Source organism: Sediminicola arcticus (assembly GCF_040566695.1).
Taxonomy (GTDB): Bacteria; Bacteroidota; Bacteroidia; order Flavobacteriales; family Flavobacteriaceae; genus Sediminicola; species Sediminicola arcticus.
Genome location: NZ_JBEXAE010000007.1, coordinates 11,427 through 33,604, shown reverse-complemented (window position 1 = coordinate 33,604; position 22,178 = coordinate 11,427). Strand labels below are relative to the sequence as shown.

The 22,178-nt window shown below is 33.0% G+C and carries 19 protein-coding genes and 1 pseudogene; 15 read left to right on the top strand and 5 right to left on the bottom strand.

What is annotated here, in order from left to right:
* Positions 1-3: 3 nt before the first annotated feature.
* From ABXZ36_RS13475 to ABXZ36_RS13455, 5 genes are all read right to left on the bottom strand, one after another.
* A complete protein-coding gene (locus ABXZ36_RS13475) occupies positions 4-3,528 on the bottom strand; it encodes a SusC/RagA family TonB-linked outer membrane protein (protein WP_354616206.1) in 3,525 nt (1,174 codons plus the stop codon).
* Between the two features lie 46 nt (positions 3,529-3,574).
* On the bottom strand, positions 3,575-4,750 hold the full coding sequence (locus tag ABXZ36_RS13470) for a FecR family protein (protein ID WP_354616205.1): 1,176 nt from the start codon (positions 4,748-4,750) through the stop codon (positions 3,575-3,577).
* 89 nt (positions 4,751-4,839) lie between these two features.
* A complete protein-coding gene (locus tag ABXZ36_RS13465; protein ID WP_354616204.1) occupies positions 4,840-5,448 on the bottom strand; it encodes an RNA polymerase sigma factor in 609 nt (202 codons plus the stop codon).
* A 256-nt stretch (positions 5,449-5,704) separates the two neighbouring features.
* Entirely contained in the window at positions 5,705-5,911 is a 207-nt protein-coding gene (locus tag ABXZ36_RS13460; protein ID WP_354616203.1) for a hypothetical protein, read from the bottom strand.
* A 258-nt stretch (positions 5,912-6,169) separates the two neighbouring features.
* Positions 6,170-7,096: an Ig-like domain-containing protein gene (locus tag ABXZ36_RS13455; RefSeq protein ID WP_354616202.1), complete on the bottom strand. Its 927-nt coding sequence runs from the start codon at positions 7,094-7,096 to the stop codon at positions 6,170-6,172.
* 69 nt (positions 7,097-7,165) lie between these two features.
* Here ABXZ36_RS13455 and xerA point away from each other — a divergent pair.
* The 15 genes and pseudogenes from xerA to ABXZ36_RS13380 all read left to right on the top strand — a co-directional run.
* Positions 7,166-8,019, top strand: a pseudogene (gene xerA, locus ABXZ36_RS13450) (site-specific tyrosine recombinase/integron integrase); the annotation flags it as partial.
* Positions 8,020-8,121: 102 nt separating this feature from the next.
* The gene (locus ABXZ36_RS13445) at positions 8,122-8,949 is read left to right on the top strand and encodes a CPBP family glutamic-type intramembrane protease (RefSeq protein ID WP_354616201.1); all 828 of its coding nucleotides are present in this window, start codon (positions 8,122-8,124) and stop codon (positions 8,947-8,949) included.
* A gap of 244 nt (positions 8,950-9,193) precedes the next feature.
* Entirely contained in the window at positions 9,194-9,616 is a 423-nt protein-coding gene (locus ABXZ36_RS13440; RefSeq protein WP_354616200.1) for a DUF1348 family protein, read from the top strand.
* Positions 9,617-9,958: 342 nt separating this feature from the next.
* On the top strand, positions 9,959-10,627 hold the full coding sequence (locus tag ABXZ36_RS13435) for an RluA family pseudouridine synthase (RefSeq protein WP_354616199.1): 669 nt from the start codon (positions 9,959-9,961) through the stop codon (positions 10,625-10,627).
* Positions 10,628-11,267: 640 nt separating this feature from the next.
* Positions 11,268-11,891: a hypothetical protein gene (locus tag ABXZ36_RS13430; protein ID WP_354616198.1), complete on the top strand. Its 624-nt coding sequence runs from the start codon at positions 11,268-11,270 to the stop codon at positions 11,889-11,891.
* Between the two features lie 153 nt (positions 11,892-12,044).
* The gene (locus tag ABXZ36_RS13425) at positions 12,045-12,902 is read left to right on the top strand and encodes an alpha/beta fold hydrolase (RefSeq protein ID WP_354616197.1); all 858 of its coding nucleotides are present in this window, start codon (positions 12,045-12,047) and stop codon (positions 12,900-12,902) included.
* Positions 12,903-13,077: 175 nt separating this feature from the next.
* Positions 13,078-13,830, top strand: a complete 753-nt coding sequence (locus tag ABXZ36_RS13420) for a DUF6090 family protein (RefSeq protein ID WP_354616196.1) — start codon at positions 13,078-13,080, stop codon at positions 13,828-13,830.
* Between the two features lie 546 nt (positions 13,831-14,376).
* A complete protein-coding gene (locus tag ABXZ36_RS13415) occupies positions 14,377-14,616 on the top strand; it encodes a peptidase associated/transthyretin-like domain-containing protein (RefSeq protein WP_354616195.1) in 240 nt (79 codons plus the stop codon).
* Positions 14,588-15,985 (top strand): hypothetical protein, encoded by a 1,398-nt coding sequence (locus ABXZ36_RS13410; RefSeq protein WP_354616194.1) that lies wholly within the window; start codon positions 14,588-14,590, stop codon positions 15,983-15,985. The genes ABXZ36_RS13415 and ABXZ36_RS13410 overlap by 29 nt, the downstream gene beginning before the upstream one ends.
* A 990-nt stretch (positions 15,986-16,975) precedes the next feature.
* Complete coding sequence (locus ABXZ36_RS13405; RefSeq protein WP_354616193.1) at positions 16,976-17,434, top strand: hypothetical protein; 459 nt, start codon at positions 16,976-16,978, stop codon at positions 17,432-17,434.
* A gap of 137 nt (positions 17,435-17,571) precedes the next feature.
* Positions 17,572-18,228, top strand: a complete 657-nt coding sequence (locus ABXZ36_RS13400; protein WP_354616286.1) for a serine hydrolase domain-containing protein — start codon at positions 17,572-17,574, stop codon at positions 18,226-18,228.
* A gap of 198 nt (positions 18,229-18,426) precedes the next feature.
* A complete protein-coding gene (locus ABXZ36_RS13395; RefSeq protein ID WP_354616192.1) occupies positions 18,427-19,080 on the top strand; it encodes a class I SAM-dependent methyltransferase in 654 nt (217 codons plus the stop codon).
* 237 nt (positions 19,081-19,317) lie between these two features.
* A complete protein-coding gene (locus ABXZ36_RS13390; protein WP_354616191.1) occupies positions 19,318-19,680 on the top strand; it encodes a hypothetical protein in 363 nt (120 codons plus the stop codon).
* A gap of 148 nt (positions 19,681-19,828) precedes the next feature.
* Entirely contained in the window at positions 19,829-20,371 is a 543-nt protein-coding gene (locus ABXZ36_RS13385) for a DinB family protein (protein WP_354616190.1), read from the top strand.
* 282 nt (positions 20,372-20,653) lie between these two features.
* A complete protein-coding gene (locus tag ABXZ36_RS13380) occupies positions 20,654-22,144 on the top strand; it encodes a pyridoxal phosphate-dependent decarboxylase family protein (RefSeq protein WP_354616189.1) in 1,491 nt (496 codons plus the stop codon).
* Positions 22,145-22,178: the final 34 nt, after the last annotated feature.

Here is a 22,178-nt window from a genome sequence, read left to right as displayed (position 1 = left end):
AAATTAGAAAGAAAGATTTAACCCCATAGTAAATGACTTTGTTAAAGGATATGCTCCATAATCTTCACCAGGAGTTAAACTACTATTTGGACTAGCACTTACCTCAGGATTAAATCCTAGGTAATCAGTTTTAGTAAATAGGTTTGTTCCAGTTACAAAAAATCTTAGCTTTTTAATAGCAGCTCCAAAAATTTCATCTGAAGGTAATGTGTAACCAACTGTCATATTTCTCAATCTAATAAACGACCCATCTTCTACCTGAAAAGATGAAGGTCTATTGTTATTACCATGGTTTCCCGATAGCCTGTCAGCTCTAGGAACACTTCCGTTACCCGGTTCAGATTCAGATATCCACCTGTCATTAAAAACAGCATATGAATTAAAGTTTGCTTCTCCGTTTTTTAAGTGTCTCGAGGTTAAGTTTAGAACTTCGTTCCCTTCTACTCCTTGTATTAAAAAACTGAAATCCAATCCTTTATAACTAAATCTATTGGTTATACCCCATGTAAAATCTGGGAAATAACTACCAGTTACCGTTCTATCCTCGGGTGTAATTTCTCCATCACCATCTATATCCTTAAACTTGAAATCTCCTGGAGCAGGATTTGGTGCTTGTGTATCGCTTGGAGAGTTTGCTATATCTTGCTGGTTTTGATAAATGCCATCAACAACATATCCGTAATAACTTCCTATGGCATCACCTATACGCGTAATATGCCTTATACCTGCACTACCTGAAGAAAAAATAGGTTCTCCTTTTTGGTTTAGAGATAGTACTTCATTTTTATTTGTAGAAAAGTTAATATCTGTTTCCCAAGTAAAATCACCCACTAAATTTCTACTCTTTAAAGCAATTTCAAATCCTTCGTTTTTCACCTCGCCAATGTTCTGAAGTGTTGTTTCAAAACCAGAAACTGAAGAAATACCAACGTTTAAAAGTAAATCAGAAGTAATTGTTCTATAATAATCTGCTAATAGAAATATTCTATTATCTAGTAATCCGAATTCTAATCCCACGTTTGTTTGTACAGACTTCTCCCAAGTTAGTTCTGGATTAGGAATGGTTGATTGTATTAGGCCATTAACTTCATTTCCACTAATATTATAATTATTTGGAGAAAGCAGACCAATAGCTCCATAATTAGGGATTTCAAAATTTCCTGTTTGTCCCCAGCTAAATCTCAATTTTAATTCTGAAATAGATTCTAGAGATTGAAGGAAGTTTTCTTCATTTACTCTCCATCCCAAAGAAAAGGAGGGGAAATATCCGGTTTGATTATTTTTTCCGAATCTAGAAGATTTATCAGAACGAAAAGTTCCTGTAAACAAATACTTATCATCATAACTATAATTCATTCTAAACAGTGCAGAAACCAAAGACCATTGTTCCCTAATTGAATTTCCAGCAAATACTTGACCACCACTAATGGTTGTTACTAAATCATCAGGAAAATTATCTGCCTGCACTTGCTTAATACTAATATTATCTTTCTGAGCTGTGTAACCTGCAATAACATTGAAATAGTGTATATCAAATTCCTTTTCCCAATTTAAAGTATTTTCCCAAAGCCAATTTACTTCTGTTGAAGAGGAGGCCTGTGCGTAGGATTCTCCTTCTGTTGCTTCTCTAAAAAGAAGCGTGTTAGCCCTATAAAAATCTCGATTATAAAGGTTTACGTAAGTACCCCCAAAAGTTTTAAATGTTAAATCGGGTCTTATTTTATAGGATAACCCTAGAGAAGCTCTTGTTTGAAACTGGAACAATTTGTCATCAACCGCATCTATAATTGCTAGCGGATTACTCGCTGACGTAGTATTTCCGCCTAAATGAGATTGGTTATTTGTTTGATTAATTGTACCATCTGCATTAAACGGTTTTACTACAGGTGAATGTACCAAAGCAGAATATACAATTCCTGGAGGTCTTGCAAAATAAGGCGCAGATGCCGGCTGTCTCTGGTTTTCTGTAATAGTTGGTGCTATCTTTACATCTAAATTAAGCTTGTCACTTACCTGAGAATTCAGGTTCAGCATTAAATTATATCTTTCAAAACTTGATTGCGGTATTACACCTTCCTGTTTAAAATACCCACCAGACGCATGGTAACTGGTTTTATTAATTAAAGGAGAATCATAAGAAAGATTGTAACTCTTACTATATCCTGTTTTAAAAATTAAATCTTGCCAATCTGTATCTGTCCCGTCCCAATTAATATAGGCCTCAGGCAATTCATAACTTGTATTTCCTCTATCACCGGGCCCAATTGGATCATTTATTGAAGCACCAGGAACATCTTGTAAATAAGGATTATTTCTAGCATCTCTTGTATAGGCTATTAATTCACTAGAGTTCATTAAATCTACCTTATTGGCTACACTTTGTAGACTGTAGAAAGAATCAAAAGAAAAAACACCTTCGTCAGAAGCTACCCCTTTTTTGGTTGTGATCAATACAACTCCGTTACCACCTCTTGAGCCGTAAATTGCTGCTGCAGAAGCATCTTTTAAGATTTCTATAGAAGCAATATCATTAGGATTTATTGTTGCCAATGGATTTACTGGAGGAGCTTGAAAAGTTCCACCTCTACGAGCCAAATCCCCTTGCAACCCTAACGTTGTTAAGTTTTTTGAGATTGGAATACCATCTATAACGAACAAGGGATCATTACCTGCTGATATTGAACCAGAACCACGTACACGTATGTTTGGACTAGAGCCTGGCTCTCCAGATGTTTCTTGCACTTGAACACCTGCAACTTGACCAATTAATGCATTCTCTGCACTTATTACCGGAATATCGGCGATTGTTTGTGGTGAGATTGATGCAACAGAACCTGTTACTCTTTTTTTGGAAAGTGTTCCATAACCAACAACTATAATTTCATCTAATGTTGCGGCATCTTCAACCATATTTATTGTTATGGTTGTTTTTCCTGAAACATTAATATTTTGAGTTTTATAACCAACATAAGAAACTATAATTTCTGTACTATTATTTGGTAGTTGCACTTCAAAATTACCGTCAAAATCAGAGATCACACCTACTTTAGTGCCTTTTACCTGTACCGTAGCGCCTGGCAAGGGCATACCCAGTTCATCCAAAACAGTTCCTTTAAGTTTGTCCTGATATGGCAAAGGAATCTTAGTATCTGTAGTTTTGCCAACATTCACATTAGCCGTCTTTTTTGTAACTACAATTTGATTAGAAGTAATTTTATAATCTAAGTTAGACTTTACAGAAAGTTCAATTAACAATTCTGATAAACAGACATTTTTAGATACTAAATCTACTTTTTTGTAAAGATCAATTTCTGAAGTTTCATAAAAGAACTTATAACCCAAAGAATCTGTTATAGTTTTAAAAACCATTTTTAACGGTTCGTTTTTAATATTAACAGATACAATCTCATTCTGTTCACATGAGATGTTTGCATACATATTGGAGCTAAAAAGTAATAACAAGAATAATGAAACTCTAGTCAAATTTTTAACTTTTGGTTTTTTGATAATTTGCATTATACTTTTCATAAATATTGAGTTTAGTTTTTATTTAGGTTACTTATCAAGCTTAATTTTAGTTCATTTCATTGTTTTTAGGGTTATTGATTAAAATTGTGTCTCCTTTTCTTTCGAAAGAAAAATCAGTATGGGTCTTTATTGTATTTAAGATTTTTTCAATACTATCATTTTGAAAATCACCATTAAATCTAAGGCTGTTAATTTCGTGATAGTTGTTTGTTATTTTAATATTGTAATGACGTTCAAGCTTTTTCTTAATATCTGCGAACCTATCATTTTGGAAAATTAAAATGCCGTCTTTCCATCCTATGTATTTCTTGACATCTACATCTGTAATTTCAAAATCTTTTGCATTTTTACGCAGTGATGCTTTTTGTGAGGGAGTAATAAGCTTGTATGGTTCATTGTCTTTTATCCCTAAATTCTTTTTTACACCAACAGAGCCTTCCACCAAAACAATATCTGCGCTGTTTTCATCTAAATATTCAGAAACATTAAATTCAGTACCGTAAACTTTAGTACTACTACTTTTAGAGTTCACTAGAAAGGAAGTATGAATGTCTTTAGAAACTTTAAAAAACGCTTCCCCTTCTAAAAAAACCTTTCTTGGTTTGTTTTTTTGAAAAACACTTGGATAAGTTAAAACAGATCCAGAATTTAAATGCACTAATGAGCCATCAGATAAAATAACCTTGAATGTTTTACCATAAGGTACTCTTAGAATATTTTGATATGCTATACTTTTTGTGCTGTTTCCTGTTGGCAGGTACTTTAATACTCCGTTTTTAACAATTGCGAATTTAGCTCCTGCCTTTGTTTTAACAACTTGATCTTCTACTATGCTTATATGATCACTAGAACCATTAACTATTTGTAATGAAACTTCATTATTATATAAAGAAGATTTAATGGGGCTTTCTTTATTTATAAAATAAAATGTCGATAAAAAAACACCGATAAATATTGCAGCATAGGCAATGTAAGGAATTATACTTTTAAGATTCAATCCTTTTTTATCCGAATGTATTTTATCTAAAAAGTCATTAAAAGCAGCTTCAGAATCAATCGCTTTATAATTTCTAGTTATTAGCTGCTGTGATTTTAAAAACTCTTTAAATATTTTTTGGTTCTTTTTAGTTTCAATCCATGTAAGAAGCTGCTTTTTTTCTAACGCTGTAGCCTCACCATCCAAATATTTTACGATCCTATTTTTGGCATTAAACTCCTTCATTTTCAACTATAATATTAGATTTAAAAGGTAGACGTGGTAATTATGAAATACCCCCACTATTTATATCATTAATTTTAGTGAAAATGAAATTATTGGCCTTTAAGAAAGATATTTGGCTTAAAAAGAGTGATCATTACAAAAACAGAGCCTGACCTATCTTTTAACCTCTTCCTAAGTCTTTTTAATGCCTTAGTCATATGTCTTTCTACTGTTTTAATGGAGATATTTAACTCTTCAGCTATTTCTCTATATTTTAATCCCTCTCTTTTTCCTAATAAAAAAACTCTTTTACATTGAGAAGGTAGTTGATCAACTTCAGAATTCACCAAGTCTAATAGTATATCTAAATTATCATGAGATATATCTGTTATTTCATTAGCCGCCTCATATTTTAGTTGATCTATTAGTAGATGGTCTCTTTTCTTTTTTCGCTGTGAATCCATAAAGAGATTATACGCAATTTTGAAGATGTATTTTTTTAAGGAAAATATTATGAGAAGGGAATCTCTTTTTTTCCAAATTTTTATAAATGCCTGTTGCGCTAAATCCTTTGACAAATCCATATTTCCACAAATTGTATTAAGATAATTACACAATTCAGCATAGTATAATTCGTAAAGATGTTGATATGCGTTTTCATCGCCAATCTTTAACCTTCCAATAAGTATCTTTTCATTGTCGTAATTATACAAACTCATTTTGCGATTACTTTTATTGAGCGCTGAATGAAAATTCAAAAACCTATTACTTGTAAAGCTAATCTTTCTTGGCACATTTATAAAATACGGCAGGCTTTAATTAAATGTACTAAGGAAACCCCTTTAGCACAATAGTTTTTTTAAGTTTTGCGCTGGCTTATTAAAAGTGCTTTTCTACTACCTCATTAATTGCAATCTTCCCTTACGACTATATTTTACGAGTGCAAAGAGGATTTTCCTAATGGTATTTTTCTTTTTAATATAAGAACATAATTGGTACGGCTTCCTCAAAATGGCCATAGGACAATTCTATGGTAGATAATGGAAAAGGGACAGCATTACCATTAATAGCGTGTGCCAACAAAGAAACAAAGCCAATGGTATTCAAAATGAGGTAACAGATAAAAATATAAAAACCAAAAATACATCTTCCATTGATTCTCCTTGAGAGCTTATTGCTCACAAGGATGTTAAAAATATTTTTGGCTTAGCAGAATATCATATTTAAATGCAGCAAAAGGATTTAACCCATCCCACTTGTATGTCTATATGGGAAGACAGAAAAGTTTTTGTTTGTCACCCATCAAAAAGCAACAATATCAGGCTTTTCAAAAAAAAGTGCAGCAAAAGGGATACATAGCATTACAAACGCACATAAGCTTCCAACCTTAATATTTTTGAGGTTTTTGTAACCTTCGTACGTCACTATATTAATTTTGTTTTACCCTGTAGGTAATTCTTCGGTTAGTGACAACCGAGGTGACCAAATCAATAGTAACAATGCCTGTAGCACACAGTATACTGGTATCGGTAAATGCAATGGCACATAGTGCTGAAAGTGCTGACCCACCATTACCATAAATCTACCAATTGTAATATCTGTTGCTAAACTTATATCAAGCCTTGAATACGGCGGAGCAATTTTGGTAGTTGTTGTTGTGCCGTTTGCAGTGTAGAGGACATTGCCGGTAAGCTCATCATACTCCAAAGTGTAAGGTGTGTTGCCTGGCAAAAAATTCCCTAAGTTAATTGTATAGTTGGCCGATAATCCCGTACTGCCATTTATGACCGATACCCGCAGCCCCAATTGATTGGCTGTGATATGGTAGACTCTAAAATTTCCTGCTGTAGCTATATCCGCTGTGCCTTCCTTGTCGCGGTATTCAAAATCAAATCGAAAACTGGTAAAATCAAAAATATTCCCCGTATTGGGTATGACCAGATCCAGTCCCTTACTGCCACCACTTCGACCTAGTGGTATATGAATACCACAACCTGTTTGTTCTGCATCAGCATCTATGAAAATAGCATCTGGCCCTACCGTTGCGGCGGTTAGCGGCACAGCGTCAAAATCAAATCGTGAGACAACGATATCAGGTGTGCCATCATCACAAACTAGATATTCAAAGCTAGAAGAGGTGTTAGAACCAGAGGCGGGTATATAGGAAAAACTACCATCGGCATTTAGCGTCACAACCCCGGAGGTCGGACCGCTTGCGGGAGTAGTACCAACCGTAAGACCAAGAGCACCATTGGGGTCCGTATCGTTTATTAGTAATCCATTAGCAGTATTTACAACCAAAGTCATATTCAGGCCAGTCACATATACATCATTATTTACTACTGGGGGTAACTTTTGAGCAACCAAAAGTGTTGTAGCAAATGATAACCAGACACATACCAAAATAGGTGGACCCCTAAAAATAGAACGATTATTTGGTTTAGAAAAAGGCAACTGCCCCCTCCTATCTTGTTTGCCCTACCAGTTATTTAGATAAGTTAGAATTGAAGAAGTATGCAAACAACACGGTAAAATCATATGTGTCCTCATTTGAAACATTTATCAATTATTATAACACCAAAGAATTGGGTGCTATTAATGAAAGTGATGTAAGAAATTATATTTTAAAATTAGTTCAAGAAGGCAAATCCAACTCTTATATTAATTCCGCTATCAACAGTATTAAATTTTACTATGAATCCGTACTTGGCATGCCTAATAGATTTTATGAGATAGAAAGACCTAGAAAAGAAAAAAAATCGCCAAAAGTACTTTCCAAAGATGATGTTCTCAGTATTATAAACCATACGAGCAATTTAAAGCACAAATGCATTGCTAGCCTTCTGTATTCCTCTGGAATACGCAGAAATGAATTGGTCAATTTAAAAATTAAAGATATTGACAGTAAAAGAATGTTAATACGCATTGAGGCTGCAAAAGGCAATAAGGATAGCTACACCCTACTTTCGCATTCCCTTTTAAAAGATCTACGAGAATATTATAAACAATGGAAACCAGAAAAATATATCATAGAAGGTATGTACGGCAAGCAATATTCTGGACAAAGTATTGGGAAAATAGTTCTTAATGCAGCAGCAAAGGCCGGTATAAAAACTCCTGTAACACCCCATATGCTTAGGCATAGTTTTGCAACACACCTATTAGAAGCTGGTGTAGATTTAAGACAAATTCAGGTTTTATTAGGACATAGCTCTAGCAAGACTACCGAAATATACACCCATGTGGCTACCACTACTTTTAAGGAAATAAAAAATCCATTAGATTTTTAAAAAACATAAAAGATATATATAACATATGTTCTATATATCCTATATTGGTGTGTATAATGAACATATGTTCATTATACACTTGTTGGCACTTATTTAAAAAAAATGAATAGGAAAAAATTATTTGTATTCTTAATACTAACCTTTTTGTGGTCTTGGATACTTTGGATTATTGGATTAAACTACCTATCAGACGGAATTAATCAAGAGTCAATCGGTAAATTTTTAATTTTCTTTTTTGCAGGTGTATATGGACCAACAATTTCGGGGATAATTACAACTCTATTCTTTGATGGACTTATAGGGGTATTTGAATTAATCAAGAAGCTCTTTATATGGAAAGTCCCTTTAAAATATTATATATATATAATTCTTTTACCTCTAATATTTGTCATTATTGGCATTGCACTTTACAGCCAGTATATTGGTGAAATTGGAGGTTTTGATGAACTGGCATATCTATCGATACCAACAATATTATTTGCGGGATTATATGCAGGACCTTTGGGAGAAGAACTTGGATGGAGAGGTTTTTTATTGCCCGAATTTCAAAAAAGATATTCAAACTTGAAAAGTGCAATCATTATTGGATTTATATGGTTTATTTGGCATATTCCACTATGGTGGGCACCATTCGGAACCTTGGTTAGTGGAGAACCAATATCTTTAATTCCTGTCATTACATATTTCACTATGCTAATCTGCCTATCCATAATAATTACTTGGTTGGTAATTAATTCAAAGGGAAGTGTTCTTATTGCAATTTTATTTCACTTGTCAATTAATGCAGGAATCGCATTACTATTTTATCCTGAATTAAATATGGATTTCAAAAAAGTACATTTATTATCCAGTATAGGAATGTTAATATTTACTGGATTTTTAATAGTAAAGAATAAATTAAAAACAAGTGCCAACAATACCTATAAGTAATGCTGGGTTTGTTGTTTAATTTAAAGTAAGGGTATATTTACTATGTCCGCAAAATCTTTTCGATTTTGCTCTGGCGAAAAAATATAAATCAAAACAAAAAGCTTTTGCTACGTGCGAAGACGGAAACAAAAAGGTTTCCTTCCCTCCGCACTACTCATAGGTACTGTGTTAGAGCCAATTTGAACAAAATCTTATGAAAACTAAACTTGTGACAATAACAATATTTCTTCTAATCACAATCGCAATGACAGGATGTAAATCTGACAAGTCGGAATATGATAAAATAGTCGAATTCGGACAAAAATATACGGATGCTTGGAACAGTAAAGTGCCAGAGAAAATGGCTACCTTTTACGCAGAAGATGGAACACTAACTGTAAATAAGGGAACACCAGCAGTTGGAAGAAAACAACTGGCTGAAACTGCTCAATCTTATATGGAAGCATTTCCCGATTTAGAATTGACAATGGACAGTTTGACGAAGGAAAATGGTATTTACAGATATTATTGGACTTTTAAAGGAACTAATTCTGGACCAAACGGAACTGGTAATAAAGTTGATTTCAGTGGATTTGAGGAATGGACAATGAATGACCAAGGGCTCGTTCAAAAATCAATCGGAACTTATGATGCAGAAGAATATGAAAGACAACTGAATGGAAATTAAAAAAACTGGCTCTAGCAATGGCTATAATTCATTGTTTAGCTTATTTACTACAACTCAAAACTTTACGTACATTAGACCGGCATGATCCCAGCTCGATTTGATTAATATCAAATCTCAACAACGGAATCATAGCCTTACCATTAGCACTAATTACTTACTGATGGAAGAATAGTGGTAGAGAATTTATACAATATATCATTTCGTAAAAAGAGAGTGGAATAATTAATGCTAGTTTTCCTAACCAAGAATTAATTTAAGTGATTAAAACTTGGATAACCAGATAGCAACCGAACTTCTTGAACGTATTAATATTATTTTGAAATTTAAAAAAGAAAACTGCTAATGCGAAACCTTGAAGTAGTACATGAAAACAACGATTATATAGTCGTTAACAAAATGGCTGGGCTTATAAGTGAAAAAAGTCCTTACGAGAATTGCACTGTAGAGGATCAAGTTCTTAATCACCTTTTAAAAAAAAAACGAAAGCCTTATATTGGAATAATACATAGATTAGATCGCGTGACAAGTGGAGTATTGATTTTTGCAAAGAAAAAAAGCATTCTTGTCGAATTTAATGATCTATTTAGTAGCCGGAAAATTCAAAAAACATATTTGGCAATTGTTAAAAACAAGCCTCCCAAGAACAAAGAAAACTTAATTAATTTTCTCGTAAAAAACAACTTAGAAAAAAGAGCAGATATAGTCCAGTCAAGATCAAAAGACTCCCTAGAATGCATTCTTTCTTATCAAGTTATAGCTAAAAACGATTTTGGTTATCTTTTAGAAATAGAACCAAAAACTGGTCGATTCCATCAAATAAGAGCCCAATTGGCAAATATAGGGCTCCCTATTATCGGAGATGAAAAATATGGTTCAGATAAAGAATACTTCCCTCTATCTGTTTGCCTTCATGCCTGGAAATTAACCTATCAAGTCTCTGGTTCTAAAGAATTCAAAACCTTCGAAGCACCTTTGCCAAAAAACGATTTTTGGACATTCAAATCAATCTAAATTTTGCAGGTAAAACTGGGGTAATTAATAATTTATAATGATGCTCCACAAGGAAGCTGCCAATTACGTTAAAGTACAGGCAACCAAAGTTCTATCAAATATTTTTAGGTTAAAATAAAACATTATATAAGTGGTGGTTCTAGTGATTTTAATCATAAGCATAAGTAAAAATGCTGTTCAGGAGCATCTAGCTCTTGGAGATAATAGGATGCCTACGGATCCAGTAACTTGTCCAACAGAATATCCTAATTGTTTATAGAAAAGATAAAATAAATTAGTTATTAAATTATAACTTTTATATGGTAATAGATAAAGAATCCAATACCTAATTTCGAGTATGTGTAATCCAACAAGTAATTTCATATATTTAAAATCGGTTATAAACCGAAAAGACGGTGCGTAAATCCCGCCACTTCGCTTATAATGGACGTTGAACTTCATCCCAATAGCTATCGGAACCAACCAATAATCAATGATAAAATTCTTTAGAAAAATTCGACAAAACCTAGTTTCAAAAGGAAACACGGGAAAGTATTTAAAATATGCGATTGGAGAAATTATACTTGTAGTCATTGGAATTTTAATTGCTCTTTCAATAAATAACTGGAATTAAAAGCAGAAAGGTTTAGGAAAGGAGCAGATGATATTAAAACAACTTCACAGCGAGTATAAAAGTTATTTAGCTCAATTAGATGAGAAAGTTCTGATGCGGAATGAGGGGCTTGAAGCCTGTAATAGTTTACTCAATCAAATTGATAATCCAGAAAATATTAATGAAGAGGTACTTTATAATTCACTTTGGCAAATTGTTAGAGACCCGACATTTGACCCGACAAAGAATGACATCGTTGGTTCAGAAAATCTACGTCTAATACAAAACGAGGAATTAGTTAGAATTTTATCGAATTGGTCTTCTGAAGTATACCAAGTACAAGAGTTGGAATTAGAGTATAAAAAATTCAGAACTGAACTTATTATTCCTTGTTTTAATAGACTTGGAGTTTCTAGAAATTTAAACAATGCTTTATGGCAAAATGGATACACACCAACGGAAGCACTGGACAAGAAATACAATAATAAATTCACCATAAAACCAACAAAAAAAGATTTAAACCTACGAGAAGTCCTTGCAGATGTTGAATTGGAGGGAATAATTAGTCAAGTAATAACATTTAATCAAGTAACAAATATTCAATCTAGAACTTTGCGAGATAGAATAATAAATATACTCAAAATAGTAGAACAAGAAATTAAAGAAAAATAACGAATGTACAAAAATTGTAATACCTATTGCTTGTTCTCGCCTACTTCCAAATCCCGATAGCTATCGGGATTCTATTCAGTTTATATTTGTTAATTTAGGTGCTTAAAATACGTAACAAACCATATACAAACCTGTAGCAGCAATTAAAACAGAATGAATTCAAAAACATGGTATTTGGATGGAACAATAGAATCAATTAACAATCTTAGGGTGTTTTTCAAACGTTCGGGTAAAGGAGAATCGCTGTTTTGTATACATGGGTTTCCCTCTTCATCATGGGACTTTGAACCAATATGGCCTTCGCTAATACAGCGATTTGATGTAATCGCGCATGACCTAATTGGACTAGGTAAATCCTCTAAACCAAATCAGCCTCTCCCAATCAGTTTACAAGCTGATATCATTGAAGCATTGGCGATTCAAGAAGGAATCAAAGAGGCCCATATTTTGGCTCATGATTTAGGCGACACGATTGCTCAAGAACTATTAGCGCGGCAATTTAATAAAACCTCAAAGGTCAATTGGTTGTCTTGCGTTTTTATGAATGGAGGAATTTTTCCAGAAACCCATCACGCACTTTTGGTTCAAAAATTATTACATTCCTCTTTTGGTCCTCTCGTAGCCAAACTAATGACTGAAAAGGGATTGAAAAAGAACCTCACCAAAATTTTCAGCAAAGCACATCCTCCAACAGACGAGTTCATTCGTGAAACATGGAAACTAACCACGGAGAATGGCGGGCTATCTATGATACCCAATTTAATTAGATATATAACAGAAAGAAGAATTTACAGAGAACGGTGGGTGGAACCTTTAGTAAATGCAGTTGTACCCATAAGACTGATAAATGGTATTGACGACCCTATTTCAGGTAAACATGCAGCCGACAGGTTTGCAGTTGTTGTTCCCAACGCAGATATCGTATTATTAGAAGATTCAGGGCACTATCCCCACGTGGAAACACCTGATGAAGTACTGAAAGCATTCTTTGAATTTCATGATAAACTATAAATCAAAAAAAAGCTACTCACAACCTTTATAAGCAATAACTCAATTTGTCAATAAAATGAAAAAACAAGTAATTATTAAACTGAACAAATAAAATCAACTATCGTGCAAGAGCTACTGTTAATATGCCAAACGCTAGCCTTCATCCCAACAGCTACAAGGACAAACCAATAAACAAATGATAAAATTCTTTAGAAAGATTCGCCAAAAAATGCTTACTGAAAATAAGTTCGGTAAATATCTGATGTATGCCATCGGTGAAATCGTACTTGTGGTCATCGGTATTTTGATTGCCCTTCAACTTAATCAATGGAATGAAAATAAAAAGGCAGATATTGATTTACAAATACTAACAAAAAACCTACACTTTGAATTTACCAATAATTATCAAGAACTTGAAGTTGATTTAACACGACTCAAAAGAAAGGTTTTAGCGGGCAAAACATTATTATCCTATACTGGAATTAAAAATATTCCGATAACTGAATTTAAGATTGACAGTTTAATTTTTGAAGCGATTGAAATTCCTACTTGGAATCCAAGTTCATTTGTATTGAATGACATTAAAAATTCAGGTAAACTATCTGCTTTAAAAAGCACAAAACTAAAACAACTTTTATACAATTGGGAAAGACTATATGAGGACCTTATAGAATGGCAATCAAGTTTGGAAGAATCTGGCAAAGGTCTTATAGATGTAATTAATAATAAAGGTTCTGTAATAAATGTAGATTTTTATAATCAAGACAGTGCTAAAAAATCTAAATTTAAGATGAACAACACAAATTTATTACAAGAAATTCATTTTGAAAATATATTGGAAACCAATCAATTTGCTGCTCGGGGGTTAGCAAAAAAATACATTGAAGCGAAAATTCTACTAAATGAAATTATTGAAGTATCAAAAAATAATTCTGTTGAAAAAAAATAACGAAAGCCCAACAAAATCTAAAAGCAATACGGAGTTTGATGTTTAATTCCAAGTTTTGTCTTAGTTTATATGGTTAGCTAAATCTTTATTCCCGAAGCGTCAAAATTACTCTGACCATAAAAGTAAATAAAACATAAGGATTTTGCTACGCGTAGATGGAAACGAAAAGTTTCCTTGCCTGCCCTACTTGCCATAGCCGTAACCATTACCCTACATTTCAAGTATATAGAAAAATGAGTTGCTGAAAACTGTACAAAACAACCATAACGATAAGACTTTAACCTTAGATGTCATTTGCTATGGATTTACTTTAAAAACAAATGCCTACTAAAAATATCAAAAGATATATGTTAATCAAAAAAAACAGTAACAAAGACTGTTATCCAGCCTTCAGTTAAAGCTGGCCTATTGCACTAAAGAGATTTCGAATATCTGTTAACCAAAACAAAAATAATTGCCTGCTTTGTGAGTTATTTCTTATTTATCACTTTTAAAACTGTAAGATGGCATAATAATTGAATATTTTTTGGATTTAATACTTGTTTTATGTCAATACTAAAGCAACCTCATTTAAATTTCCAAATTGGATTACTAAAATATTGTGCTGTTCTCTTATTTTTGTCATTTACCATATCGATTTTTTCGCAAGAAAAGGATTTTATAAATGGCAAACTCATAGATTCGGAAACTAAAGAACCTGTCGTCTTTGCCACCATACGGATTAAAGATTTGGCCCGTGGTGTAATATCGAATGCTGATGGGGGATTTAAGGTTCCCTATAGCTAAAACCTTAGGCAACATTTTGGTGATCTCTAGTATGGGATATCAAAGCCGTTATATTCTGATTTCTGAATTGTCTTCTATAGATTTAAATACTATACAAATGGAAGCAGAAATTTTTGAATTGTCCGAAGCCGTTGTAAAGGCAAAACAAAAGAAATCGTTATCTGCAAAAAAAATAGTCAGGAGGGCTATTGAAGCAATTCCCAAAAACTTTCCAACAAATCCATTTTCTACCATCGGTTACTATCGCGACTATCAGTTAGATAAAAATCGCTATATAAATTTGAACGAAGCAATTTTGGAGGTTTACGATCAAGGTTTTCTTGAACTTGATCAGGTAACTACCAGAGTTAGGATTTACGACTATAAGTTAAACTATGATTTTAAGCGGGACTTACCAGCCCAACAACCTTACGACTATACAGGTAAGAGCAAAACTATTGATAAGTCCTTTCTTTTTAATTATGGAGGAAATGAATTTACCATTTTAAGAATTCACGATGCTATTAGAAATTATAAGATAGATTCCTATGCATTTATACATCGGTTAGATACAGATTTATTAAAAAACCATTATTTTTCCAAAGAACCAGATACGTTTATGGAAGATGATGCATTGTATGCAATAACGTTTAAAAAAAACTATCCGGGTTTTCGCGCACATGGAAGGATGTTTATATCAAAGAAAAGTTTTGCCATACATAAGATGGAATATGCTGTATATGATCTATCGATCAGAACGGTGGATAAAAAACAAAATAAGCCAGACGACAATAATAATTTATTATTTAAAATTACTACGGAATATCAAAAAGTGGATGAATTAATGTACTTAAACTATATTTCTTTTCAGAACAAATTCCGGCTTTTGTTGTCTCCCTTTATGGTAACGGATATTCAATTAGATTTAACGAATAAGTGTTTTAATGTGACGTTCAATAATGAACCTAATGTACGTTTCGCTGTTAGTAAAGATAACTATAGAATCATCTATAAAGGGAAAAAGATTGTATTGAATAAAATCGAATTTAGAAATAAGAAGGTGATTCTCTACCCCGACTTAAATTTCGGTGAGGCACGTAATATATTTAATGAACTTGATAAAATTTCTACCGATGAAATTTTTAGTCCAGAATTACTCAATTTTGAATTCGCAAAAATGAGAGACTTAAGAGGAAACTATTTAAATGATGGCTACTATAAACAATATACCCAATTCCGGGAATTTTTTGTACAACAAGTAAATACTCAAACAAATGAACCCGCAGATACACTTTACATGAAAAAAGACCGGCCTATTTCTAAAGACCAAATTATCATTAAGCCTTTGAACTTTAATAATTATTGGATGAACACTCCTCTAAAACAATAAGAAGTCGCTGGCAACTATGCCTTTAATTGATTGTGACAGTATGTAAAAAAAAATAGAAACCACCAAACGTTCTGATTTCATCAATGGATAATTCTACGATGCCAGTGCGTTAACCCACCCTGTGCAGTACGCAAATGTCTTTACAACGAAATCATAGCCTCGGCGTTTTGCCCAAGCCAAAAAATGAAGCTGTTATTAATTAACATACTGCTTCTATTGACAGCCCAAGCTTGATCACAAACAGACCTTAGAATCGGACTTGTCTCTATAAATTTTTACGACAAACAGTTTTAGAACTTCACTCTGATACCTTAAAAAGTAAACCTGTAAAAGTTGTAGAATTGATTACCGACTTTACTAATAATAGTTATAATCTTATAAATCTAAAACAACAATGGCTAAAATCTGAAGTTCTTTGGTTGGATTATTATGTATTTACTTTTCGCTGTATTGCAAAGACCGTTGAGTGGTTTGAAGTCATGGTAAATAATGAAACGGGGAAACTTAGTGGTTAAAAAATAATAACCTGACAGTATTTAAGGGTTGGGAAAAACATCTAATTGGTATGTTTGGAGTCGCTCAACTTTTAAAATTTCGCCAAAAATCAAAACTAAACCGACGGAAACTTCACCAGATATAGAATATCAACGCACAGACTGTTTTGTAATTAAATCGATGAAAGAAGATTGGATTGAAATATCTACTCCTGGCTATTGCGATGAAAATTTCACAGATAACAGGACACCTATAAAATCAGGATGGATTAAATGCGCCAAGAACATGAATTGATGATAGACTATTTTACGAAAAGTTAAAAAAGAAAAGCCGGAGCATAAAAATAGATAAAAACCATTATTTAACATTTTTACTACAATTAAAAAATTTTTGTACTTTTAATCCGGCATGATTCGAAGCACAATTTGATTAACATCAAATCTCAAGAACGGATTATTAGACTAACCGTTGCATAACATTTTGAAAAAATCAGAAATGAAAATAGTATTTCTAATAATAGTTATGAGCATCAGTGCTTTTACTTATTCCCAAAATCTGGAAACCACATTTTATAAAAAGAACCCTGAAAAGCCTATTTTAATAATAAACAATACTATTATTGGTAGTTCAGATCTATTATTAAAAATCTCTCCAAAAGAAATTAAAAATCTTGAAATTTCGAAAAATGAAGAATTGAGTCCAATTAATCTCTTTCCTGTAGATAAGATTACCAAGGGAATGATAAAAGTAGAGACTGACCTAAAATTTGACACTAAAACCCAAGAGGAATTGAATCTTTTCTTTAGTTTGAAAACGAGTAACGAAATTTACATAAATGGCTATTTAATTGAAAATAAAGCATATTCTATATCCACTAAGAGCATTAAGAAGATTGAGTTAATGGAGCCTAATGGTATAGGATTAAAAATATCCGCGTTGAACATTACGCTTTAAACGTTTACTAAATAAATAACAGCCTTGATGAATCAATAGAGCCCTATTTGGATTTTAAGATAAAAGGCGATCCTATTATCACTTTTGGTCAACTTGCAAATCATACATCTGGGCTACCAAGTAATTTAGAATGAAGCATTTTTAATACTGATGCCAGCAACCTATACAAAAATTGCGAGAAAGAAAAGTTTGTTGATTACTTAACTAAGGATATAAAGTTGGAATCAATACCTGGAGAAAAATATCAATATTCCAATTTAGGTATGGCTTTACTCGCTTACATCGTCTTTAAAATAGAATCACGGGATTATGAATCATTGTTACAAGAAGATATATTCAAGCCTTTAAAAATGGAACATTCCACTACTCAAAGGGATTTGGTGAAGTACTTTTTGGTTCAAGGTTACAACTGGAAAGGGAAACTTACTGTGAATTGGGATATGGCAGAAATAAAAGGTGCTGGGGCTATACTTTCTAGTGTCAGTGACCTAGCCAAGTATTTGATGTGGAATTTTAAGGCCTTAAACAATCAGTTAACATTGATGAAACAATCGACAAAAACCATTAATGAGAATCTAGAAATTGCTATAAGATGGCGCATTTTAAAAAACAAGACCCCAAAACCCTTTTTACGGCATAATGGAGGAACAGGTGGTTATAAATCTTCTATGGCCATCAATCTTGACAATAAAACAGCTATTATAATTTTGACTAACATAGGAGCTACAAACAATCCAAAAAAGGAACTAATTGACAATCTTTGTTTCGATTTAATGAAATTCCTTGTAAAATAACGAATCACCTATAACACATCCCTCCCCTGAGCTTGCGCTTATTTCCTATCTTCGTTAAAACAAATCTAGTCCGATAGAGCCCGAGCGCTTAAGCGCCATGTCATACCCAGGACCCTTGTTCCTATTGGCTTAGAGACTTTATAGACCTGAAGTTGAGGTGCAATTCATAAATATAAAAGGAAATAACTTAACGATATTATGAGCAACTTAGACAGTATCCTCAAAAATAAGTATGGATTTGAAAAGCCTTTTAAGCCTGACCCCCTTGCGGAGAAAGCATTGCCTTATTTGACTAACGGAAGGGACTTACTTGATATTGGTTGTGGAGAAGGAGCAGATACTGTATTCTTCGCAAAGAAAGGGTTCCAAGTTACAGCATTGGATAATAACGAAAAACGTTTAGACCGTTTACGAGAATTTTTAGATGATAACTCACTTACAAATGCTTCAATATTGAATACTAATGTATTAGATTTTGGATATCCTCAAAATTATTATGACGCGATTAACTGCCTACTTGTTGGTTGTTGCATGAGTCGAAGTGATTTTGAAAAGTTGATTGTAACACTAAAACCGACAGTCAAAAAAGGAGGAATTATCATTATGTCTTTGCGGAATTATCTAGATCCGGAATTTAAAGATTATGTTTCCACAGAAAGAATGATTGAGCCTAATACTTTTACAAAAAGGGATGACTGTTGTGAAATAAGATACTACATCGAGAAAAACAGACTTCGTGAATGTTTTCTTGATTTTGAAATTCTCTATTATTATGAAGGTCTTGCCAAGGATAAGTACAAAGAAATTAAAAAGCACGGAGATTCATACATTATTTGTAGGAAAAAGCATTAAGGCCAACTGCATACAAAGAGAACCACAACGCACAACAATAGCTATAAGTAATCGCATGTTCTAGTCTACTTCTGAATCCCAAAGCTTCCGGACCCGCGGATTTCCAGTTTGGTGTGTACTTGCTAAATTAGGGGCTTAAAACCATGCATTAACCCGTAACCATATTTTAGGACGTGACATTATGACCAAACTGTAACGAAAAGGAGAAAACTAACACGAATAGAAAAACAATAACTAATGAAAAAAATAATTTTAGTACTAATCGGAATTTTAATATTAAGCTGTTCAAAGGAATCCGAAACAAAATATTCAACTGATTCTGAAAAAGTGTTCTTAATTATTACGGAAAATACAACCAAAACTGAATTAACTAATATTGCATCTGCATTTAAAGCTGAAAAGAATATAACTGTTGATTTTTCTAAAACTAAATTTAAAGAAAATGGGGAAATTGAACATCTGAATTTGGAAGTAGATTGTAACGATGGATTTAAAGGAACCGCAACAAGTACGGGAGTGATTTTAAAAACTAAAAATTCTGGTTTTTCAAGAGATTATTCAGAAAACTCTAAAGTTCCATTCGTAATTGGAGCAATGTGATTTGAATAAAAAGCTACTTATAACATCGTATAAAAATAATACATACTTTAATGCGTAATCAAAGGTTCGTAATCTTTTGTTATACATGCATGCTGGAATTCATTATGAGATCTTGATAAAAAGAATATTTGAATTAAAATTAAATATTATGAAGCATATACTTATTTTAACAATTCTTGTGTTATTTAATTCGGTTACATCACCGCTATTTGCTCTGGAGGATAATTTTATTGAAGACTATTTAGAGCGTTTAGAAAATTCCCGCAAGTATTTAATTCTTGTTGCAGAAACAATGCCAGAGGATAAGTATAACTTCAATACTACACCTGAGGCAATGAGCTTTGCAGAAAATTTAATGCATATCGGATATGTGATAGATTGGCATAGTCAGTCATTATTAGGTGGACGAGAATCCAGGGATTGGAATACTGACACTATATTTAAAGTTGCCAATAAATCTAAAGAAGAAATGATTGCAACAATTAATAAGACATTTGATGAAACCATAAAGTTAATTCAGCAATTTGATACGACTCAATTTGATGACGAACTAGACTATTTTGGATTGAATCGGAGTAAGCGACAAATTTTCTTCTTACTGACCGACCACGTAACTCATCATAGAGCACAAATGCTTGTTTATCTGAGACTAAACGGGCTTTATCCACCTCGGTACGTTTTGTTTCAATAACTTTGGAAAACGGGATTTTGAAATATATTGAGCTCCTAAAAAACAACGAAATTCCTAAAAAAACCTATAAATAACACTGCCTGCTGGGCATTCACAGGGTTTGTGTAATTTTATTAAGTTCGAAAAATATTTAGTTCCGAAGCGTTGAAATAGCTTTGGCTAAAAAAGAAAAAATAGAACTAAAAAGTTTTGCTATGTACATGCTGGAAAGTAATAGCTAAATTACTCCCGTACTGTTCATTGTATAACCGTTGTAACCCTTCAGAGAAAAAACTTAAGTCCATGACTGAAAACAGAGAAACACCAATTGAAATAAGTAAAGACGAATTTAAAAAAATTGGTTATCGCTTAATTGATACCATCTCTGAATTTATCGACACAATTGATGAAAAGCCTGTTACTACAGGCGAATCATCTAAACAATTGATGAAAATATTAGGTAATTCTTCTCTACCAGATAATGGAAGTCCGGCCGAGGAAATAATTTCTAAAGCGTCTGCATTATTAATGAACCACTCTTTACTCAATGGTCATCCAAAATTTATGGGGTATATTACCTCATCACCTGCACCAATTGGAATGTTTGCAGATCTATTAGCAGCTTCGGTGAATCCAAATGTATGTGCACAGATATTAAGCCCTATTGCAACCGAAATTGAAATGCAAACTGTGAAATGGTTAGCCGAATTTATTGGTGTCTCTCCTAACTGTGGCGGAATCTTAGTTAGTGGGGGTAATATGGCAAATTTCACTGCGTTTTTAGCGGCAAGGACAGCCAAAGCACCAAAAAATATTAAAAAAGATGGTCTCGCAAGTTCTTCAAAAAAATTAATTACATATTGTTCAAAAACGACTCATACTTGGGTGGAAAAAGCTGCTATTCTTTTCGGCCATGGTTCTAAATCGACTAGATGGATACCGACGAATTCCTCAAATATAATGGACAATGACCTCTTAGAACGAGCCATAAAAAAGGATATAAAAAAAGGTCACCAACCTCTAATGGTCGTTGGAACGGCAGGAGATGTTAGTACTGGAGTTGTAGACAATCTTAAAGGAATTGCAGCACTTTGCAAAACATATAATTTATGGTTTCATGTAGATGGGGCATATGGTATTCCCGCTGCAGTTATTCCAGAATTAAAACCGTTATTTGATGGTATACGAGAGGCAGATTCAATAGCGCTTGACCCTCATAAATGGCTTTATTCGCCATTAGAAGCAGGTTGTACTTTGGTAAAAAATCCCCAACATCTAATTGATGCCTATAGTTCAAATCCCGAGTATTACAATTTTAGCAAAAATGAAAAGGGATCATCTCAAAATTATTACGAATTTGGACTTCAAAATTCTCGTGGATTTAGAGCTTTAAAAGTATGGCTGGCATTACAGCAGGTAGGAAGAAGCGGATATGTAAAAATGATTGGTGAAGATATAGAATTATCAAAATTACTTTTTGAGTTAGCAGAAGACCATATAGAATTGGAAGCTATCACTCAAAACTTAAGTATTGCCACCCTGAGATATGTTCCTATAGGTTATACGCAAAACATTAAGAATAATGAAGTTTATTTAAACACTTTAAATGAAGCTTTACTTGATGCATTACAAAAAGGTGGTGAAATATTTTTATCCAATGCAATTGTAAATGAAAAGTACTGTTTAAGAGGCTGTATTGTAAATTTCAGGACTTCCAAAAAAGATATTGAGGAGATTATTGAAATAATAGTTAGAGAAGGAAAAAAAATGCATCAAAAGCTAAATAAGAAATAGGAAAATAAGAACATATCACAGCACTATATTTAAA